Source organism: Pseudomonas sp. JQ170C (assembly GCF_035581345.1).
Taxonomy (GTDB): Bacteria; Pseudomonadota; Gammaproteobacteria; order Pseudomonadales; family Pseudomonadaceae; genus Aquipseudomonas.
Map to the genome: position 1 here is coordinate 3,487,123 of NZ_CP141608.1, position 19,503 is coordinate 3,506,625.

Sequence of the window (19,503 nt, forward strand, 5' to 3'; positions counted from 1 at the left end):
TCCTGGTTTTTTAAAGTGCCCAGGAGAGAGAGAAAAAACCCGCCTCCAGGGCGGGTTCTGTGCAAGTGCCAGCTAGCCCGCCAAACTGATAATGGCGGTAATAATGCTGTGCTGAGGCGACTGCAGGAATGTATTCATGGCGGGGAAACTAGCCCAGCGGCCGTGTTGAAGTCAAGCGGGCTCTCGCGCCGATTCCGGCACATCGAACACCCGGTCGAAGCTCCACTGGAACACAAAGGCATAGACGAAGAAAAACAGGAACAGCGCAAGGTTGGTCAACAACGCCGCCCAGAGGCTGATCTGCAACCAATACGCAACCACCGGCAACAGGATCAGCACCATCCCGCCCTCGAAGCCCAACGCATGCACAAATCGCCGCCACAGGGTGCGACGCCGCTGCGCCTGGCGCGCTTCCCAGTACTCGAAGATCCAGTTGTAGAACATGTTCCAGCCCAGGGCCACGGCTGACAGTATCAGCGAGAGCACCGTTGATTGCGCCATGTCCGTATCAAACGCCCAGGCCAGCGTCGGCGCCACACACAGCACCGCGATGGCTTCATAGAGAATGGCCTGGACGACCTTGCGCGCCTTGCCTTGCATGACTGGCTCCCCTCGACAGATGAAGCCCCACCCTAGCTGCGTTGAGGCGCAGGTTCAATTGAGCTAGATTGAGCCTCCCTCAATCAGGTTGAACGTCATGTTCGCCAAACTGCCCCTGACTGCCCTGCGCACCTTTGAAGCGGCGGCCCGCCTGGGTGGCTTCAAGGCCGCGGCCGACGAACTGGCAGTGACACCGGCTGCGGTCTCGCACCAGATCAAGCAACTGGAAACCCGCGTGGGCCAACGGCTGTTCCTGCGCAGTGCCCAGCGGGTCGAACTCACCCATGAAGGCGAGCAACTCTACCGCCAGGTACACCAGTCCCTGGGCGACCTGCAACAAAGCCTCGCCGCCCTGCTCCCCGCTTGCGACCAGCAGCAACTCACCCTGACCACCACCGCCGCCTTCGCCAGCCTCTGGTTGATCCCGCGCCTGGGTGATTTTCATCGGCGTCACAGCGACATCCAGGTCAAGGTGCAAACCAGCAACACGGTCATCGACCTGCACCGCGACCACAGCCTGGACCTGGCCCTGCGCGCCGAATTCAATCCAGACCCGACGCTGTACCGGGTGCCGCTGATGCCTGAGCACTTTGCCGTCTACACCCCACCCGGCTGGCAGGAGCCACCCGCCGATCAGCCGCTGGTACTGATCGAAGCCCCCTGGGTATCGGCCAGCGGCGCGGCCATCGACTGGGCCCGGTGGTGTGAAATGGCGGGCAAACAGGCCTGGCTGCAACGCGCGCGCTTTCATCACTACGACGATGAGCAGCACGCCTTGCAGGCGGCGGCCGCCGGCCACGGGCCGGTGCTGGCAAGCAGTGTGCTGGTGGCCGAAAGCCTGAGGCGCGGGTTGCTGCAGCCGTGGCGTGAAGACATCCGGTTACCGGCAGCCCAGTACAGCGCCGTGTGCGTACCGGGCCAGGAACGACGGCCCGCCGTGCGCGCATTCCTGGACTGGCTCCATCATTTCCGGACTGTCTCCCTGTAGGAGCGGGCTTGCCCCGCGACAGTGAGCATACCGATTTACCAATGGTGGCGCCGAGTCACTTTTCCGCCCTTGCGGCGGCCTACTCTGAATCGCCAACAACCGCTCTAACACCTGCCTTCCTTGACGCCAAAAAACCGTTCCGGCGATTGGACAACCCCCCGTTCTGCTGCTTGTATCTAACTCCTACAAGATCCACGGATGGTACAACTTCGCACATCAGGAAGGGACGAGGACGACGACAATGGCCTACACAGTCATGATGGTTTTTGGCACGCGCCCCGAAGCAATCAAGATGGCCCCTCTGGCCCAGGTATTACGCCAGTGGCCAGACGTCGAGCTGAACATCTGTTCCACCGGCCAGCACCGGGAAATGCTCCAACAAGTGCTCAAGGATTTTGGCCTGAGTGTCGACGAAGACTTGCACGTCATGACCCAGGACCAGACGCTCAATAGCCTGTCGCAGCAATTGCTCGAGCAACTGGACGCTACCTACTCGCGCATCAAGCCCGACATCGTCCTGGTTCACGGCGACACCACCACCAGCTTTATCGCGGCGCTCGCTGCGTTCAACCGACAGATCCCAATCGGCCATGTCGAGGCCGGCTTGCGCACCGGCAACCTCAAGGCGCCCTGGCCCGAGGAAGCCAACCGGCGCCTGACGGGGGTGATCGCCGACCTGCACTTTCCGCCCACCAACCGTGCCCGCGACAATCTGCTGCGCGAAGGTGTGGTGCTGGAAAACATCGAAGTCACCGGCAATACCGTGATCGACGCGCTGCTGTGGATGCGCGAGTACCTGAACAAGAGCCACTGGCGCCCGGCCCCCGAATCGCCGCTGGCGCAACTGCGCGATGACCAGCGCATGGTGCTGATCACCGGCCATCGTCGGGAGAACTTCGGCCAGGGGTTCGAGCGCATCTGCCTGGCCCTGGCAGAACTGGCCTTGCGCTACCCGGACGTGCAGTTCGTCTACCCCGTGCACCTCAATCCTCAGGTTCAAAAAGCCGTGTACGGGCTGCTCTCGCACCAGCCGAACATTCTCCTGGTCGCGCCCCAGGACTATCAGCACTTCGTCTGGCTGATGGACCGCGCCTACCTGATCCTTACCGACTCCGGCGGCGTCCAGGAAGAGGCGCCAGCACTGGGCAAGCCGCTGCTGGTGCTGCGCAAAGTCACCGAGCGGCCCTCGGTGCTCGAAGGCGGCACGGTGAAGCTGGTGGGCACCCTGACTGAACGGATCGTCAAGGAAACCAGCCTGCTGCTCGACGATGCCGAGGTCTACAAACGCATGAGCCGGGTCTTCAGCCCCTACGGCGATGGCCATGCCAGTGAGCGCATTGCTGAACGACTGAGCCGCTGGCTCGAGGAAAACGCTCGCGAGCGCGGTGACTCATGAGCCTGGCGTTCATCGACTTCCTCACCTACGTACTGTTCGGCCTCAAGCTACTGGCAATTACCCTGGCAGCGCTGATGTTCCTGCTCGGCCTGGACGACCTCTTCATTGATCTCGTCTATTGGGGCCGCAAACTGATCCGTCGCTTTCGCATCTACGACAAGTACGAGAAAGCCGACGAAAAACGCCTGTTCGAGGTCGCGGAAAAGCCCCTGGCAATCATGGTCCCGGCCTGGAACGAGGTGGGCGTGGTGGGCGAGATGGCGCGCCTGGCGGCGTCGACCCTCGACTACGAGAACTACCAGATCTTCGTCGGCACCTACCCCAACGACCCGCAAACCCAGGCCGATGTCGATGCCGTGTGCCTGCACTACCCCAACGTGCACAAAGTGGTGTGCGCCCGCCCCGGCCCCACCAGCAAGGCCGACTGCCTGAACAACATCATTGATGCCATCCTGCGTTTTCAGAGCGATGCCAAAATCGAGTTCGCCGGTTTCATCCTGCATGACGCCGAAGACGTTATCTCGCCCATGGAACTGCGCCTCTACAACTACCTGCTCCCCAACAAGGACATGATCCAGATTCCGGTGTATCCCTTTGCGCCGGAATGGAAGGGCTTTACCGCCGGCCACTACGTCGACGAATTCGCCGAAAACCACGGCAAGGACGTGATCGTGCGCGAAGCGCTCACTGGCCAGGTGCCCAGCGCCGGGGTCGGCACGTGCTTCAGCCGCCGGGCCATCAGCGCCCTGCTCGAGGACGGCGACGGCATAGCCTTTGACGTGCAGAGCCTGACCGAAGACTACGACATCGGCTTTCGCCTCAAGCAAAAAGGGATGAAGTGCATCTTCGCCCGCTACTCCATGACCGACCCGAACCTGGCACTGGCACGCGACTGGCACTGGGGCATGAGCCGTGAGTTCGCCCAGGTGATCTGCGTGCGCGAGCATTTCCCCCGGGACTGGCAGCACGCGATCCGGCAAAAGTCGCGCTGGATCGTGGGCATCGTGTTCCAGGGCACCAGCAACCTGGGCTGGAGCCGCAAAGGCGCACTCAACTACTTCCTCTGGCGCGACCGTCGCGGTTTGATCGCCTATCTGCTGAGCTTTCTCGTCAACCTGCTGTTTCTGGTGCTGCTGGCCATGTGGCTGGTCACCGTGGTGGCGCCCGACAGCTGGCGTTTCCAGTCGATCCTGGCCGACAGCCCGACCCTCACCCTGCTGCTCTGGCTCAACGGCCTGATGCTGATCAACCGCCTGTTCCAGCGTGGCTTCTTCGTCACCCGCTACTACGGCATTGTCGAAGGGCTGCTGTCGGCGCCGCGGATGATGTGGAGCAACTTCGTCAACTTCTTCGCCAACCTGCGGGCCTTGCGTCAGGTCATGGAGATGGGCGACTCGCGCCGCGTCGCCTGGGACAAGACCACCCACGAATTCCCGGCCCTGACGGCCCCCATGCGCACACCCCTGGGGCAACGCCTGATCGACAAGGGCCTGATTACCGAGGAGCAGTTTCAAGCGGCGATCACCAACCCGGTACGCCGGCGCCTGGGCCGCGAACTGCTGCTGCGCGGCCTGATCACCAGCGAGCAACTGGTGCAGACCCTGGCCGAACAGCTCGACCTGCCCTGGGCGCCGCTCAACCCCTTCAAGATCGACCCGCTGCTGATTGCCCAACTGCCGCGCAAACTGGCCGTGCACTACGCCGTGCTGCCGGTGGCCGAAGAAGGCCAGACCCTGGTGCTGGCCAGCGAAAGCCCGGTCAGCCAGGTGTCGCTGGGCGTTATCAGCCGTCAGCTCAAACGCCCGGTGAGTTGCCGCCTGGCGCCGCAAGGACGGGTGACCCTGGGCCTGCGCTACCACTACCCAAGCCCCTGGCAACACGAGGAAGTCCGGGAAATGATCGCCGTGCTCGAACGCCATCAGGACGATGCGCAGTTGCTCGAACGGGTCTGCCGTCACCAGATCAAACTGGGCACCCTGTTGCAGGTGCGCGGCACGGTGCCGGTGACCCTGTTCAACCAGGCCCTGATCGACTTCAACCCCGACGCCATGACCCTGGGCGAGCACTTGATCCAACGCGGCATCATCACCGAAGAGGTGTTGCAGGACGCGCTCGCCGAACAGGCCCGCGAACAGCATGAAGCCTTTGAACTGACCCGGGAGGTGGCATGAGCCTGCGCCCGCCGCTGACCGCCGCCTGCCTGCTGTTGTCGCTCTACGCCGTGCACACCGTGGCTGCGCCCCTGAGTGATTTCGAGCGCTTTCGCAGCTACCCCTACATGGAGCGCAGCTACCGCGAGGCAAAGAAGAACAACTGGAAGGAGGTAGAACGCCTGACCCGCCACCTGCTGCAGCGGGTACCCAACAACGATGAGGCCCGCGCCCTGCTGATCCAGGCCCTGGCCCACCAGCGCAAATACCGCGACGCCGAACAGCTGGCCGAACAGGCCGGCACCGCCGACACCGATGCCCTGCTGGAATTGCGCCTGACCTGGATCGAACAGGACCCGCCCGCCGCCAGCCAGGTGGAGGGCTGGATCGCCGGCAGCTCACTGAACCAGCGGGTGCGCCTGTGGCAGGCCTACAGCCTGAGCCTGGCCAAGTTTGGCGGCGCCGCCAAGGCGCTGGACTGGCTCAACCAGCTACCCGCCAAGGGCGATGACAACATCTTGCGTCTGGCCCGGGCCAACTGGGCCGAACAATTGCACAACTGGAGCCAGACCATCGACGCCCTCGCGCCGCTGGCTGCCCGCGGCCAGCTACCGGCCAACGACTGGCAACGGCTGGCGAACGCCTATGTGCAGCGCCTGGACGAAGCGCCGTTGCAGCGACTGCTGAAAACCCCACCCTCGGCCGACATCGCCCGCCAGACCCGCCTGGCCATGGCCAACCGCGCCATCGCCATGGGCCACGACCAGCTTGCCCAGCGCTGGCTGCAATCGTTGCCCGAGGCCGACCTCCAGCATCCCCAGCAGCGCCAGCAGTTGTGGGAGCTGGCACGCCAGGGCAACGACAGCGCCCTGGTGCGGCGCCTGAGCAATGAGCTGAACCGACCGTGCCTGGAGACCGCCGAGTGGCTGTCACGCCATGACCCGGACCTGGCCCGCCAGCAGTTCGGCCAGTGCCGCTCGCAGGACGATCCCAAGACCTGGCTGGTGCTCAATCAGCGCCTCAACGGCGCCGGTGGCGGCGCCCGCTCGGCACAGGAATGGGAACGCTACTACCTGCAGACCGGCGATCTGCAGGCCCTTGAACAGACCACGTTCCTGCAGCTCAAGGCAGGCCACACCAGCCACGTGCGGCAGTTGCTCGAACGTGCCTACGACCAGCGCCAGGGCCGCTTGCCGGCGTCGCTGCTGCAGCGCCTGGCGGGGCTTTACAGCCAGGCCGACGCGCCCCTGGATGTGCGCCGCATCAGCGGCCTCATCCCGCGGGTCGATGCGGCCAACCGGGCGTTGCTGCTGGCCAGGCTGGCAGAGCATGGCGAATGCGCAGCGGTGCGCCAGGCGATCCCGGCCACCCCTACCGAAGTCGGGCAGTTCCGCGCGTTGGGCCGCTGCGCCATGCCCGAACGCCCCGGTGAAGCCGTGGTGTATTACCAGGCGGCCGAACGCCTGGGCGACACCGGCAGCCGCCTGCCCCTGGCCTACGCGCTGGAAGCGGCTGGCGACTCGCAAGCCGCGCAACCGATCTGGAACAGCCTCAGTGACAGCCAGTGGACCGACAATGCCCGCCTCACCGCTGCCCGCAGCGCCCTCAATGCCAACGACCCGGACCGCGCCAGGGCTCACTGGGAAAAAGCTGCGCACCGCAGCGCCGATGACTTTGCCCTGGGCGCCGCCATCGCCCAGCGCCAGGGCGATAGCGCCGCAGCCCTGGACTACCAGCGCCAGGCCCTGCAGCATCAACCGCGCGCCGAGCACTACTACAGCGCCTCGGTGACCGCCCAGCAGGCCGGAGCCCTGGAGCAGAGCAACGCCTGGCTCGCCGACGCCGTGCGCCTTGACCCCGACAACCCCCGCTACCGCGCCGACTACGGCATGCGCCTGGCGGGCAGCGACGATCCGGCACTGCGTCGCCAGTCGATCCCGCACCTGGAACGCTCGACCCGCGACCTGCCCGAGGATTACCGCCTGGGCGAAACCCTGGCGCTACGCTACATCGAGGCAGAGGACAGCGCCGCCGCCCGCAAGGAACTGCGGCGGGTGCTCGATGTAGAGCAGGACCTGGTCGACGAAGGCGACGAGTACGGCAGCCTGGAGGCGCGCAAGTACCGCCAGCGCCGTGCTCACGAAGCCTTGTCGCGGCGTGACAGCATCACCCTGGCCAGCACCTGGTCGCCTGCCGGTATCTCGACCAACGACAACTTCCGTGACAACCGCCAGGAGCGCCGCGCCGCCTCGCAGAACGTGCAGCTGGCCATGTGGGACCACGCCCTGGGTGAGGAGCCCAGCCGCAACGGCAGCACCCTGTCGGTGTACGGCCGCGTGCTGTTCGGTGGCCAGAGCCGCACCGACTATGCCCAGAGCATGGGCACCGGGATCGGCTTGCGCTACAAGCCGTTGGGCCAGGCCAACCTGAACCTGTACGCCGAGCTCTACCACCAGCGCCAGATTGATGATGAGCACTACAACGGCCTGAGCCTGGGCCAGTTGCTCAGCCCGAGCAAGGTCGGCGACAACTGGGGTGACCTGCGCGGTAATGCCGAGTCGAGCAACGACTTGCTGCTGCGGGCCACCTCCTCGTTCCTGGACCAGGGTGACTGGCGCAACGACTGGCGCATTGATGAGGACGAGTGGAACGAGCGCTTCCTGTACCTGGATGCCGCCTGGTGGACCCGCGCCGGTGACCATCAGTGGCTGTCGCGCTACCAGCAAGGCCACGCCTGGAAGCTGCGTACCGACTCACCGCAATCCGTCATGCCCTATGGCTTTGTGGAATTCTCAAGCCAGGACCCCAGCAACGACTGGCGCCAGGACCTGCGCACCGGCGTCGGCCTGCGCTGGCAATGGTGGTTCGACGACGACCGCTACAACGCCTATCGCGGCTCGCTCAAAGTGCGCGCCGAGTACCAGCAATCGCTGGGCGGCAATCTGTATGAGCGGGCCAACGGCATGTTGCTTGGTGTGGAGATGACGTTCTGATGCGCGGATTGATCGCTTTGCTGCTACTCACCCTGTGCCTGCATGCCAACGCCGATGAACAGCTGTTCTATCAGCCGCTCAACCGGGATGCACAACTGACCCAGGCACAATGGCGCACGTTGTGGAGTGCCACCCGGGCCCAGGGCGGCAAAACCCTGATCGTGCAGTGGAGCGCCTACGGCGACAGCGACTTTGGCGGCGCCGACGGCTGGCTCGCCAACAGCTTGCGCAGCGCCCACGAACAAGGCCTGCAACTGGTGCTCGGGCTGTACATGGACGCCGCCTACTACCAGCGCATCCAGGGGGCCGACAGCGCCGGGCTGAGCGCCTACTGGAAAGCCCAGCTGGGGCGTTCCCTGGCCCAGCAACGCACCGTGCGCCAGCACTGGAAATTGCCGGTGGCCGGCTGGTACCTGCCCATGGAACTGGACGACCTGCACTTTCAGGACCCGCTGCGGCGCCAGGCACTGTTCGCCCAGTTGCAGGCGTTCAACCGCCGCCTCGATGCACCCCTGCACATCAGTGCCTTCAGCGCCGGGCACCTGAGCCCGGCAGCCAACGCCCGGTGGCTTGAAGAACTGGCCGGGTTGAACCTGCAAGTGTGGTGGCAGGACGGTACCGGTACCGGCCGCCTGGCGCCGCTGGTACGCCAGCAGTACCAGGCGGCGCTGCCCTGCACCATCGGCATCGTGCACGAGGCCTTTCGCCAGGTCAGCAAGGACGGCCAGCCCTTCAGGGCTGTGTCCGCCGCCCCGCAGGCCCAGGCCGGTTGCCACCCCAGCGCCGTGTTCTCGCTGCGCTACCGCCCCTGGGCCAAAGGCCTGCTAACCTTGAGCGGCAATTGAGGCGCATTCAGAACTCACAGCATTCGCAAGGCCACCATGTACAAAACCATCGAACAGCAGGTGCGCGCCAACATCGCACCACCCGAACTGCGCCGGGAGTTTCGCCAGCATGATTTTGAAAGCCTGCATTCCTTCTGCCTGCTGATCTTCTGCGTCAGCTTCGGGATCTGGTTGCTGTTCGACCTGATCGTCGGCTACCTGGACGTGCAAGCCTTCACCTACCGGTCGATGGTGTTCATCGCCGTAATGGTCATCCTCACCATCATGCTCGGGTTTACCCGCAAGGCGACGCACTTCGATGTGCTCAACCTGGTGTTCGTTGCCGTCATCACCCTGGCCATGCGCCTGGTGATCGAGGGCTTGCCTGCGGAGCTGCACACGGCCTGGCTGGTGCTGGGGGCTTCCAGTTCGCTGTTCAGTGTCTCGGTGCTGCCCGTAAGGCGCTGGTCGTTCTTCGCGGCCATGCTGGTGATCTGGTTCAACCTCAACCCCTACCGCGAAGGGCTGATACATCCCCTGGAACTGCGGGGCGGCCTGGTGCTGTGCTATGCCCTGTTCCTCAGCGGCCTGATCACCTACACCTACCTCAAGCTGCGCAGCGTCAAGCTGTACAACTTCTACATGTCCAAGGTGCTGCTCGAACAAGCCTACGTCGACGCCCTTACCGAAATCCCCAACCGCCGCTCGTTCATGACCAAGACCCAGACCCGCCTTGAAGGCGAAGAGCCGCATCGCTACCTGGCGATGATCGACATCGACAACTTCAAGAAGGTCAACGACCAGTTCGGCCACGACATCGGCGACGTGGTGCTCAAGCGCACCGCGGCCAACATCAAGGCAACGATGAACGAGTTCGAGTACGCCCGCTTGGGCGGCGAGGAGTTTGCCGTCTATCTGTGGGGGTTGAACCAGGCCGATGCCGAACGGCGGGTCGAAGCCTTGTGCCAACGGGTGCGTGACGATGCGGCCGAGTACCCGGTGACCATCAGCATCGGCCTGACCCTGGTCGGGCGTGACGACAGCCTGAGCAATGCCTTGATCAAGGCCGATGAGGCGTTGTACCTGGCCAAGCATGAGGGCAAGGACCGCTATGTGGTGTGGCGCAAGGCTTGAACCGCGAGGTGTGAATCACCCTCGCGGCAAACGAATCCTGAACTGCGCCCCACCCAGCGCCGACTGGCTCACGGTCAAGGTCCCGCCCTGCCCCTCGATTGCCCGCCGGCTGATCGCCAGCCCCAGGCCAAAACCGCCGGTGGTGCGATCCCGGCTGCGGTCCAGGCGATAGAACGGCTGGAAGATCAGCTCACGCTGATCCGCTGGGATGCCAATGCCGTCATCCTCGACCGTCAGCAGGCAGTGCCCCTCGGCATCCAGGCTCAAGCGCAGCAGCAATTGCCGGTCGCAATAGCGCATGGCATTGCGCACCAGGTTCTGTAGCGCCCGCGCGGTCAGGCGTGGGTCGAGGATAAAGCGCGGCAGGTTATCGTCGGCGCGCACCTGCCATTCGATGCCGCGGCTATCGAGTTCCTCGGCAAAGCTGCCGAGGATACTGTCGACCAGCTCCAGCAACGACACCTCGACCCGTTCCCGGGCCTGGTCGGCGTTCTGCAGGCGGCTGTACGACAGCAGCTCGAGCACCAGCTCATCCAGCTCGCGCACATGCCCCACCAGTTCGAGCAAGCGCTTGCGACAGCCGGGCGGCACTTCGTCGAACAGCAGCACCAGGCCAAAGTCCAGGCGCGTCAGCGGTGTGCGAAGTTCGTGAGAGACGGCGTTGAGCAGCTCACGTTGCTGGGTCAGCAGGCGCTCGACGTCCTGCGCCATGGTGTCGAACACCTGGGCCAGTTCGCCGATGTTCGAGCGCGCCGGGATCTGCGTGCGCTCCGACAACTGCCCCTGGCCCAGGCGCCGCGCGGTCTCCTTGAGGCGCTCAAGGTCACGCCAGTGCGGCCACACCCACAGCAGCAGGCAGCCCAGCAAGGCCGCGCCGATCAGCACGGTGACGCCCCACGACAGCAAGTTGATGTCGACCGGGTCCGGCGGGTTGCGCAGCTCCACCGCCCAGGTCGAATCCAGCGGCGCCAGGGCCGAGTTGTAGTAGCCCCAGTCGCCCAGGCGCACCACATTCTCCCCTGCACTCAGGCGGGTCCGGTCGTCATGGGACAGGCCGATCTGGTCCTGGCGGCGCAGCTCGATCTGCAGCGGAGCAAAATCAGCGGCCAGTTGCCGCTCGACCTCGGGCCATTGCGCTGCCGGGACCTGGCGAAAACGCTCGACAATGAGCTTCTGTACGCCCTTGGCCTGGTCCAGGTTGTAGGCGATGAAGCGCTCGTGAAAGGCGCCGACAATGGCGTCGGGAATCAGCAACAGTGCCCCGGCATAGGCGGCAATGGTCACCAGGTACAGGCGTACAAGGATTTTCAGCATGGGTCAGGCACCCTGATCAGAACTCCCACTCGACACGGCTGAACAGATAGCCCTTGCCCCACACGGTCTTGATCTTGCGGGCTTCGCCAGCACTGTCATCGAACTTGCGGCGCAACTTGGAAATCGCCACGTCCACGGAGCGGTCAGTGCCGTTGAATTCAATACCGCGCAGCTGCTGCAGGATGCGGTCACGGCTGAGCACCTCGCCGGCGTGGCGCGCCAGCACCACCAGCAAGTTGTACTCGCCGCTGGACAGCTCCACCAACTGCTCACGCCAGAACACATTGCGCTCGGCCAGGTCGATGCGCAGCCCGCCGATCACGATCAGGTCGGTTTCCAGGCGCGGTTCGTTGATGCTGCTGCGGCGCAGCAAGGTGCGCACCCGGGCCAGCAGCACCCGTGGTTCGCAGGGTTTGGTGACGTAGTCGTCAGCGCCCATTTCCAAGCCCAGGACCTGGTCGTGGCTGTCGTCGCGGGCGGTGAGCATGAGGATCGGCAAGGCCTGGGACTCGGCGCGCAACAGGCGACAGACCTGCAGGCCATCGAGCCCCGGCAGCATCAGGTCGAGGATCACCAGGTCCGGTTTGCTGCGCCGGGCTTCGGCCAGTACGTGGTCGCCCCGGGCGATCACACTGACGCAAAAGTCGTTGCGTTGCAGGTAGCTGGCGATCAGTTCGGACAAGGCGCAGTCGTCTTCGACCAGGAGGATGTTGGGCATGGGCAATTTGACAGGCTGGAAAAGTCAGGCAAGGATATAGGACCTTCTGCGCAGCCAGCGTAACCCTTCACACTTTTTCACACTCGGCCTACACAGCTTAACAGTTGGACGTTGGCCTCCTGCCTTAGCATTGCCGGGTCATTTATGGAAGATCCGCATGTTCAGTTCAAGCCCCGTCCGTCTGCGTGCCTTGCTGCCGCTGCTTGCCATCACCTTGTCCCTTGGCGCGTGCTCTGACAGCACCCCGGATGAGGAAAAGGCCCCGCCCAGCGCCGTCAGCATCGAAACCGTCCGCGTCCAGCCACTGGCCATCAGCACCGAGCTCAACGGCCGCATCCTTGCGCCCCGTACCGCCGAAGTGCGCGCCCGGGTCGCCGGCGTGGTGCTCAAGCGGGTGTACCGCGAAGGCAGCGACGTCAAGCAGGGCGATGTGCTGTTCAAGATCGACCCGGCCCCGTTCAAGGCCGACTACGACAGTGCCCGCGCCGTCCTGGCCAAGGCCGAAGCCAACCGCTACCAGGCGCGCCTGCAGGATGAGCGCTACCGCGAACTGATCACCATCAACGCCGTCAGCCGCCAGGACCACGACAACGCCCGGGCTGCAGTGATGCAGGCCGACGCAGCGGTCGCCGAAGCCAAGGCCGCGGTGGAGCGGGCCAAGCTGAACCTGGGGTATGCCACCGTGACTGCGCCGATATCCGGCCGCATCGGCCGCGCCCTGGTCACCGAAGGGGCGCTGGTGGGCCAGAACGAGACCACGCCACTGGCGACCATTCAGCAACTGGACCCGATCCACGCCGACGTGACCCAGTCGACCCGCGAGCTCAACACCCTGCGCCGCGCCCTGCGCGCGGGTGAGCTGCAGCAAGTGGGCCAGGATCAGGCCAAGGTCACTCTGGTCCAGGACGATGGCACGCCTTACCCATTGCCGGGCAAGTTGCTGTTCTCCGACATCAGCGTTGACCCCAGCACCGGCCAGATCACCTTGCGCAGCGAGTTCCCCAACCCCGACCTGGACCTGCTGCCAGGCAGTTTCATTCGGGTGCGCCTGGACCAGGCGGTGAAGCAGCAAGGCATCAGCGTGCCGCAACGCGCCATCCTGCGCGACAGCGCCGGCCAGCCGCGGGTGTTGCTGGTCGATGACCAGGCGCGCGTCAGCGAGCGCCCGGTGGTGCTGGGCAGCGTGCAGAACGATCGCTGGATCGTCAGCGAAGGCCTGGCCCCCGGTGACCGGGTGGTGGTCGAGGGCTTGCAGCACGTTCGCCCAGGCGATCAGGTAAAAGTCGACAACCCGGCCAACGACGCTCCATCCATCGCCAAGTCCACCGGCCAGTGAGGGCCTGATTCATGCCGCAGTTTTTCATTGACCGCCCGGTGTTCGCCTGGGTGGTCGCGCTGTTCATCCTGCTGGCTGGCGCCCTGGCGATTCCACAGTTGCCGGTGGCCCAGTACCCGGACGTGGCCCCGCCCCAGGTGGAGATCTATGCGATCTACCCTGGCGCTTCGGCGCAGACCGTCGACGAGAGCGTGGTAAGCCTGATCGAGGAAGAGCTCAACGGCGCAGACAATCTGCTCTACTTCAGCTCGCAGAGCAGCCTGGGCAGCGCCACCATCACCGCCACCTTCGAGCCTGGCACCAACCCGGACCTGGCCCAGGTCGATGTGCAGAACCGCCTCAAGGTGGTCGAGTCACGCCTGCCACGGCCCGTCATCCAGCAAGGCCTGCAAGTGGAGAAGGTGTCCACCGGTTTCCTGTTGATGGTGACCCTGACGGCCGAGAACGGCAGCCTCGATGAAGTGACGTTGAGCGACTTCCTGGCCCGGAACGTGATGAACGAGATCCGCCGCCTCAAGGGCGTCGGCAAGGCCCAGCTGTATGGCTCCGAGCGGGCCATGCGGATCTGGCTGGACTCGCAGAAGCTGATCGGTTTCAACCTGACCCCCGACGACGTCAACGAAGCGATTGCCGCTCAAAACGCCCAGGTCGCCCCGGGAAGTATCGGCAACCTGCCCGGCACCGGCACCCAGGAGATCACCGCCAACGTGGTGATCCATGGGCAGTTGAGCACCGTGCAAGAGTTCTCCGATATTGTCCTGCGCGCCAATCCGGACGGCTCGCGGGTGACCATCGGTGATGTCGCCCGGGTCGAGATCGGCAGCCAGGAGTACCAGTACGGCACCCGCCTCAACGGCAAGCCGACCAGCGCCTTCAGCGTCAAGCTGTCGCCGGGCGCCAATGCCATGGAGACCGCCACGCTGGTGCGCAGCAAGCTCGATGAGCTGTCGCGCTACCTGCCGCCAGGGGCGAAATTCGACATCCCCTACGACACCTCGCCCTTCGTCAAGGTCTCGATCCAGCAAGTGATCACCACCCTGCTCGAAGCCATGGCCCTGGTGTTTGCGGTGATGTTCCTGTTCCTGCAGAACATCCGCTACACCCTGATCCCGACCCTGGTGGTACCGGTGGCCCTGGCCGGCACCTTCGCCGCGATGCTGGCGCTGGGCTTCTCGGTCAACGTCCTGACCCTGTTCGGCATGGTGCTGGCCATCGGCATCCTGGTGGACGACGCCATCGTGGTGGTGGAGAACGTCGAGCGGATCATGAGCGAGGAAGGCCTCTCGCCCCGGGATGCCACCAAAAAAGCCATGGGCCAGATCACCGGCGCCATCGTCGGTATCACCCTGGTGCTGGTCGCCGTGTTCCTGCCAATGGCCTTCATGCAGGGCTCGGTGGGTGTGATCTACCAGCAATTCTCGGTGTCGATGGCGGTGTCGATCCTGTTCTCGGCGTTCCTGGCCCTGAGCCTGACCCCTGCCCTGTGCGCCACCCTGCTCAAACCGATCGCCAAGGGCGAACACCACGAAAAAGGCGGCTTCTTCGGCTGGTTCAACCGCCGCTTCGAGAGCCTGACCAACGGCTATCAGCGTTGGGTGATCCAGGCGCTCAAGCGCAGCGGCCGTTACCTGGTGGTGTATGGCGTGCTGGTGGCGGGCCTGGTCTATGGCTTCAGCCAACTGCCCTCCTCGTTCCTGCCCACCGAAGACCAGGGCTATACCATCACCGACATCCAGCTGCCGCCGGGGGCCAGTCGAGCCCGTACCGAGTTGGTGGCGGCACAGATCGAGGCACATAACGCCACCGAACCTGGCGTGGGCAACACCACCCTGATTCTGGGTTTCAGCTTCTCCGGCGAAGGCCAGAACGCAGCGCTGGGTTTCACCACCCTCAAGGATTGGTCCGAGCGCGGTGCCGACGATAGCGCCCAGGCCATTGCCGACCGCGCCAATGCCGCCTTCAGCCAGTTCAAGGATGCCATTGCCTACTCGGTGCTGCCGCCTCCGGTGGACGGCCTGGGGACCTCCAGTGGTTTCGAGTTCCGCCTGCAGGACCGCAGTGGCCTGGGCCATGCGGCGCTGATGGCGGCCCGCGACCAACTGCTGGCCAGCGCCGAGAAAAGCCCGATGCTGATCAACGTACGCGAAAGCGCCCTGGCCGAAAGCCCGCAGGTGCAGCTGGAAGTCGATCGCAAGCAGGCCAACGCCCTGGGCGTGTCGTTTGCCGACATCGGCAATGTGCTCAACACCGCGGTGGGCTCCAACTACGTCAACGACTTCCCCAATCAGGGGCGTATGCAGCGGGTAGTGGTGCAGGCCGAAGGTGACCAGCGCAGCCAGGTCGAAGACCTGCTCAAGATGCATGTGCGCAACAGCAGCGGCAAGATGGTCCCGTTGGCCGCCTTCGTTCAGGCCAAGTGGATTACCGGCCCCGTGCAACTGACCCGCTACAACGGCTATCCCGCCGTTGCCGTGTCGGGCGAGCCGGCACCGGGCTACAGCTCGGGTCAGGCCATGGAAGAAGTCCAGCGCCTGGTCGACCAGCTGCCACCGGGCATGGGCCTGGAGTGGACCGGCCTGTCGCTGCAGGAGCGCTTGTCCGGCGCCCAGGCACCAATGCTCATGGCCTTGTCGTTGCTGGTGGTGTTCCTGTGCCTGGCGGCGCTGTACGAGAGCTGGTCGATCCCCACCTCGGTATTGCTGGTGGTTCCGCTGGGTGTACTGGGTGCGGTGATCGCCGTGAGCCTGCGCGGGATGCCTAACGATGTGTTCTTCAAGGTCGGCCTGATCACCCTGATCGGCCTCTCGGCGAAGAACGCGATCCTGATCATCGAGTTCGCCAAGAGCCTTGTCGATGAAGGCCATGACCTGGTCGACGCCACGGTCCAGGCAGCGCGCCTGCGCCTGCGGCCCATCGTCATGACCTCGCTGGCCTTCATCCTCGGTGTGGTGCCGTTGGCCATCGCCACCGGCGCCAGTTCCGCCAGCCAGCAAGCCATCGGCACCGGGGTAATCGGCGGCATGCTCAGCGCAACGCTGGCCGTGGTGTTCGTACCGGTGTTCTTTGTGGTGGTGATGCGCCTGACCGGCAAGCGCCGGGCCCGGCTGCAACAGCCGCAATCGGCGCCTGAGCCGCACTGATCTGGACAGGCGGCGGTGTGCGTGGGAAGGTAAACGGCTGATCTTGCCAGGAACCCTCCCATGACACTCGCCGCCACCCCCTTCTCCATTCTGTTGCTGGCTGGTGGCCGCGGGCTACGCATGGGCGGCCAGGACAAAGGCCTGGTGGCCTGGCACGGCACACCCCTGATCGCCCATGTCCAGGCGGTGGTTCGGCCATTGACCGACGACCTGATCATTTCCTGCAACCGCAACCTTGAACAGTACCGGCCCTATGCCGATCAACTGGTCTGCGACCCTGAGGCGGATTTCCCCGGCCCCATGGCCGGGGTAATGGCCGGCCTGGCCGTAGCCCGTCACCCCTGGGTGTTGGTACTGGCGTGCGATGCGCCGCAGATCGACACGGCCCTGGTCCTTGCGTTGCGGGCCAAGGCCGTCGAGCACCAGCAAACGTGCATGGTGCGCCAGGGTGGCTACTGGCAACCGATGTTCAGTGTGATACCCAAGGCCCTTGCCGGTGATCTTCAACAGCGCTGGCAGCAAGGTGAGCGCAGCCTGCAACGGGCACTTCTGGCGCATCCGGTGCAGGCGCTGGAGTGTGCCGAGGACGATGCGCGGCTGTGCAACTTCAACTCGCCGGAATTCCTGCAGCGTTGACCAGCGCCTCATCACCCCGGTAGGTGCGGGTGTGTCCCGCGATCACCTCAACGCAACCGTGACCGAATCCGGTGACACACGTTGAGCACCTGCTGCACCTCGCTCTCGCCAAGGTCGATCTTGCACGCCATGTTGCTGAATACCTTGGCGGCTTCGGCCTTGAGTTCGCGGCCCTTGTCGGTGAGCAGCAAGTTGCGCCGACGGCGGTCGGTGGGGTCGAGGTAGACGGTGATAAAGCCGTTATCGGCCAGGCGCTTGACGATAGGCGTCAAGGTCCCGAGGTCGAACAGGGTCAGCTCGCTCAGGGCACTGATCGAGACATCATCCTTGCCCCACAACCCGGCCATCACCAGCAGTTGCGGGTAGGTAACGCCACGCTTCTTCAGCGGCTCGGCGTAGTCGCGAACCATGGCATTCGCTGTGGAATACAGCGAAAAGCACAGCATCTTGTCGAAGTCGAACGTTGGGTCAAGCATGCACACCTCCTTTGACCTGGCTGTACGCACGCACCGCATCCACCACAATTGCCAGGGCCTGCAGTGGGGTCGAAGGCAATATGCCCTGCCCCAGGTTGAACACGTGCCCGGTGCCTGCAGAGGTGGGACCGAAGGCTTGCAACGTGCGCTGCACGCCCCGGCGGATACACGCCTCATCGCCCAGTAGCACGGCTGGGTCAAGGTTACCCTGAAGGGCCACCGAGTTGCCCACCAGCTGCCGCGCCATGCCCAGGTCGTAGCTGGCATCGAGCCCCAGGCAATCGGCACCGCTCTGGGTCATCTCCACCAACCATGGGCTGGCACCGCGACTGTAGAGAATGGAGGGAACGCGCTGTCCGTGCTGGCTCTTGTGTACCCGCGCAAGCACTTCGCGGGCATAGAACAGCGAAAAGCGTTGGTACATGCCATTGGCCAACGTTCCGGCAAACGGATCAAGCAACATCACCGCCTGGGCTCCGCTTTCGATCTGTGCGTTCAGCGAGGCCGCCACGGCCTGGCTGGTAGTCATCAACAGCCGATGCAGCAGTTCCGGGCGTCGATAGAGCATCCGCTTGACCAGCTGGAAATCCCCCGGTGGCCCGCCTTCGACCATGTAGCACGCCAGGCTCCAGGGGCTGCCGGCAACGCCGATCAATGGCACCTTGCCCTCCAGCGCCCGGCGCGACTGCGCCACCGACTTGTAGAGGTATTCCTGGGCCCGGGGCTCCGGCACACGCAAGCGGTGGATGGCTTTTTCATCGCGCAACGGATGACGCAACCGAGGCGTCTCGCCATTGACGAAGTACAGCCCCAGGCCCATGGCATCGGCCAGGGTGAGGATATCGGTGGTCACCACCGCCGCGTCCAGGCTCAGGTGCCGAAACGGCTGCAGTGTAGCCTCGGTGGTGTAGTCGGGGTGCTTGAGCAGCGACAGGTAACAGCCGGACGTTGCCCGCAGCAGGCGGTACTCGGGCAAATGATGACCGGCCTGCCCCATCAGCCACACCGGCGTGTGTAGCGTCGGCTGACGCAGCAAGGCCTTGATGAAGGAATTATTGTGCAAGGACGGGTAACTCATGCTGGATTCGCGAGAATCGTTGAAAAGACCGCCTGTCAGAGGCGGTTGGGTACAGCATTGGCCATTTCGCGGCGCAAGGCCGAGATCGTGGCACAGTAGTCGGTCTGGGCAAAAATCGCCGTGCCGGCAACGAACATGTCGGCACCGGCCGCTGCGACCTGGCCGATGGTCTCCAGGTTGACTCCACCATCAACTTCCAGGCGAATGTCACGGCCGCTGTCGTCGATCAGCTTGCGCGCCGCGGCTATCTTGGGCAACACCTGGGGGATGAAACGCTGGCCACCAAAGCCGGGGTTGACCGACATCAGCAAGATCAGGTCGATGCGGTCCATCAGGTAATGAGCGGCGTCCAGGGTGGTGGCCGGGTTGAACACCAGGCCTGCCTTGCATCCCAGGTCCTTTATCAGCTGCACCGAGCGGTCCAGGTGCACCGTTGCCTCAGGGTGGATGGAAATGTAATCGGCACCGGCCTCGGCAAAAGCCTGGATCATGCTGTCCACCGGCGACACCATCAGGTGTACATCGATGGGCGCGGTAATGCCGTAGCTGCGCAAGGCCTTGCAGAACTGCGGCCCCATGGTCAGGTTGGGTACATAGTGGTTATCCATGACATCGATATGGATGACATCGGCACCTGCGGCCAGCACTTGCTCGACTTCTTCACCCAAACGGGCGAAGTCGGCCGCCAGAATCGAAGGTGCAATCCAGAACTCTTTCACA

At 64.3% G+C, this 19,503-nt stretch carries 15 protein-coding genes; 9 read left to right on the forward strand and 6 right to left on the reverse strand.

Going from position 1 to position 19,503, the window contains the following annotated elements:
- Positions 1–171: 171 nt before the first annotated feature.
- The gene (locus U9R80_RS15600) at positions 172–600 is read right to left on the reverse strand and encodes a PACE efflux transporter (RefSeq protein WP_301841154.1); all 429 of its coding nucleotides are present in this window, start codon (positions 598–600) and stop codon (positions 172–174) included.
- Positions 601–697: 97 nt separating this feature from the next.
- Between U9R80_RS15600 and U9R80_RS15605 the strand changes: the two genes are divergently transcribed.
- The 6 genes from U9R80_RS15605 to U9R80_RS15630 all read left to right on the forward strand — a co-directional run bounded on the left by U9R80_RS15605 (position 698) and on the right by U9R80_RS15630 (position 10,085).
- Complete coding sequence (locus U9R80_RS15605; RefSeq protein WP_301841153.1) at positions 698–1,588, forward strand: LysR substrate-binding domain-containing protein; 891 nt, start codon at positions 698–700, stop codon at positions 1,586–1,588.
- Between the two features lie 241 nt (positions 1,589–1,829).
- A complete protein-coding gene (gene wecB, locus U9R80_RS15610) occupies positions 1,830–2,984 on the forward strand; it encodes a non-hydrolyzing UDP-N-acetylglucosamine 2-epimerase (protein WP_301841152.1) in 1,155 nt (384 codons plus the stop codon).
- The gene (gene nfrB, locus U9R80_RS15615; protein ID WP_301841151.1) at positions 2,981–5,155 is read left to right on the forward strand and encodes a cyclic di-3',5'-guanylate-activated glycosyltransferase NfrB; all 2,175 of its coding nucleotides are present in this window, start codon (positions 2,981–2,983) and stop codon (positions 5,153–5,155) included. The genes wecB and nfrB overlap by 4 nt, the downstream gene beginning before the upstream one ends.
- The gene (locus U9R80_RS15620; RefSeq protein ID WP_442964912.1) at positions 5,152–8,127 is read left to right on the forward strand and encodes an NfrA family protein; all 2,976 of its coding nucleotides are present in this window, start codon (positions 5,152–5,154) and stop codon (positions 8,125–8,127) included. The genes nfrB and U9R80_RS15620 overlap by 4 nt, the downstream gene beginning before the upstream one ends.
- Positions 8,127–8,972 (forward strand): DUF4434 family protein, encoded by an 846-nt coding sequence (locus U9R80_RS15625; RefSeq protein WP_301841150.1) that lies wholly within the window; start codon positions 8,127–8,129, stop codon positions 8,970–8,972. Before U9R80_RS15620 ends, U9R80_RS15625 begins: the two co-directional genes overlap by 1 nt.
- A 36-nt stretch (positions 8,973–9,008) precedes the next feature.
- Positions 9,009–10,085 carry a GGDEF domain-containing protein gene (locus U9R80_RS15630; protein WP_301841149.1) on the forward strand — a complete coding sequence of 359 codons (1,077 nt, stop codon included), beginning with the start codon at positions 9,009–9,011 and terminating at the stop codon, positions 10,083–10,085.
- Positions 10,086–10,100: 15 nt separating this feature from the next.
- Here U9R80_RS15630 and U9R80_RS15635 read toward each other — a convergent pair whose 3' ends face one another.
- The gene (locus tag U9R80_RS15635) at positions 10,101–11,399 is read right to left on the reverse strand and encodes an ATP-binding protein (RefSeq protein ID WP_301841148.1); all 1,299 of its coding nucleotides are present in this window, start codon (positions 11,397–11,399) and stop codon (positions 10,101–10,103) included.
- A 16-nt stretch (positions 11,400–11,415) separates the two neighbouring features.
- Complete coding sequence (locus tag U9R80_RS15640; RefSeq protein WP_301841147.1) at positions 11,416–12,117, reverse strand: response regulator transcription factor; 702 nt, start codon at positions 12,115–12,117, stop codon at positions 11,416–11,418.
- A 157-nt stretch (positions 12,118–12,274) separates the two neighbouring features.
- Here U9R80_RS15640 and U9R80_RS15645 point away from each other — a divergent pair, with 157 nt between their 5' ends.
- The 3 genes from U9R80_RS15645 to mobA are packed head-to-tail and all read left to right on the forward strand — an operon-like array spanning position 12,275 to position 17,229.
- A complete protein-coding gene (locus U9R80_RS15645; protein WP_301841146.1) occupies positions 12,275–13,453 on the forward strand; it encodes an efflux RND transporter periplasmic adaptor subunit in 1,179 nt (392 codons plus the stop codon).
- 11 nt (positions 13,454–13,464) lie between these two features.
- Positions 13,465–16,593: an efflux RND transporter permease subunit gene (locus U9R80_RS15650; RefSeq protein ID WP_301841144.1), complete on the forward strand. Its 3,129-nt coding sequence runs from the start codon at positions 13,465–13,467 to the stop codon at positions 16,591–16,593.
- Between the two features lie 60 nt (positions 16,594–16,653).
- Positions 16,654–17,229, forward strand: coding sequence for a molybdenum cofactor guanylyltransferase MobA (gene mobA / locus U9R80_RS15655; RefSeq protein ID WP_301841142.1), 576 nt, complete (start codon positions 16,654–16,656; stop codon positions 17,227–17,229).
- A 47-nt stretch (positions 17,230–17,276) separates the two neighbouring features.
- On the opposite strand, the gene U9R80_RS15660 is transcribed toward mobA, so the two are convergent.
- The 3 genes from U9R80_RS15660 to rpe are packed head-to-tail and all read right to left on the reverse strand — an operon-like array spanning position 17,277 to position 19,502.
- Positions 17,277–17,705, reverse strand: a complete 429-nt coding sequence (locus tag U9R80_RS15660) for a MarR family winged helix-turn-helix transcriptional regulator (protein WP_301841139.1) — start codon at positions 17,703–17,705, stop codon at positions 17,277–17,279.
- Positions 17,698–18,783, reverse strand: coding sequence for a uroporphyrinogen decarboxylase (gene hemE, locus U9R80_RS15665; protein ID WP_301841138.1), 1,086 nt, complete (start codon positions 18,781–18,783; stop codon positions 17,698–17,700). Before hemE ends, U9R80_RS15660 begins: the two co-directional genes overlap by 8 nt.
- 35 nt (positions 18,784–18,818) lie before the next feature.
- Positions 18,819–19,502 carry a ribulose-phosphate 3-epimerase gene (rpe, locus tag U9R80_RS15670; RefSeq protein ID WP_301841136.1) on the reverse strand — a complete coding sequence of 228 codons (684 nt, stop codon included), beginning with the start codon at positions 19,500–19,502 and terminating at the stop codon, positions 18,819–18,821.
- Position 19,503 lies beyond the last annotated feature (1 nt).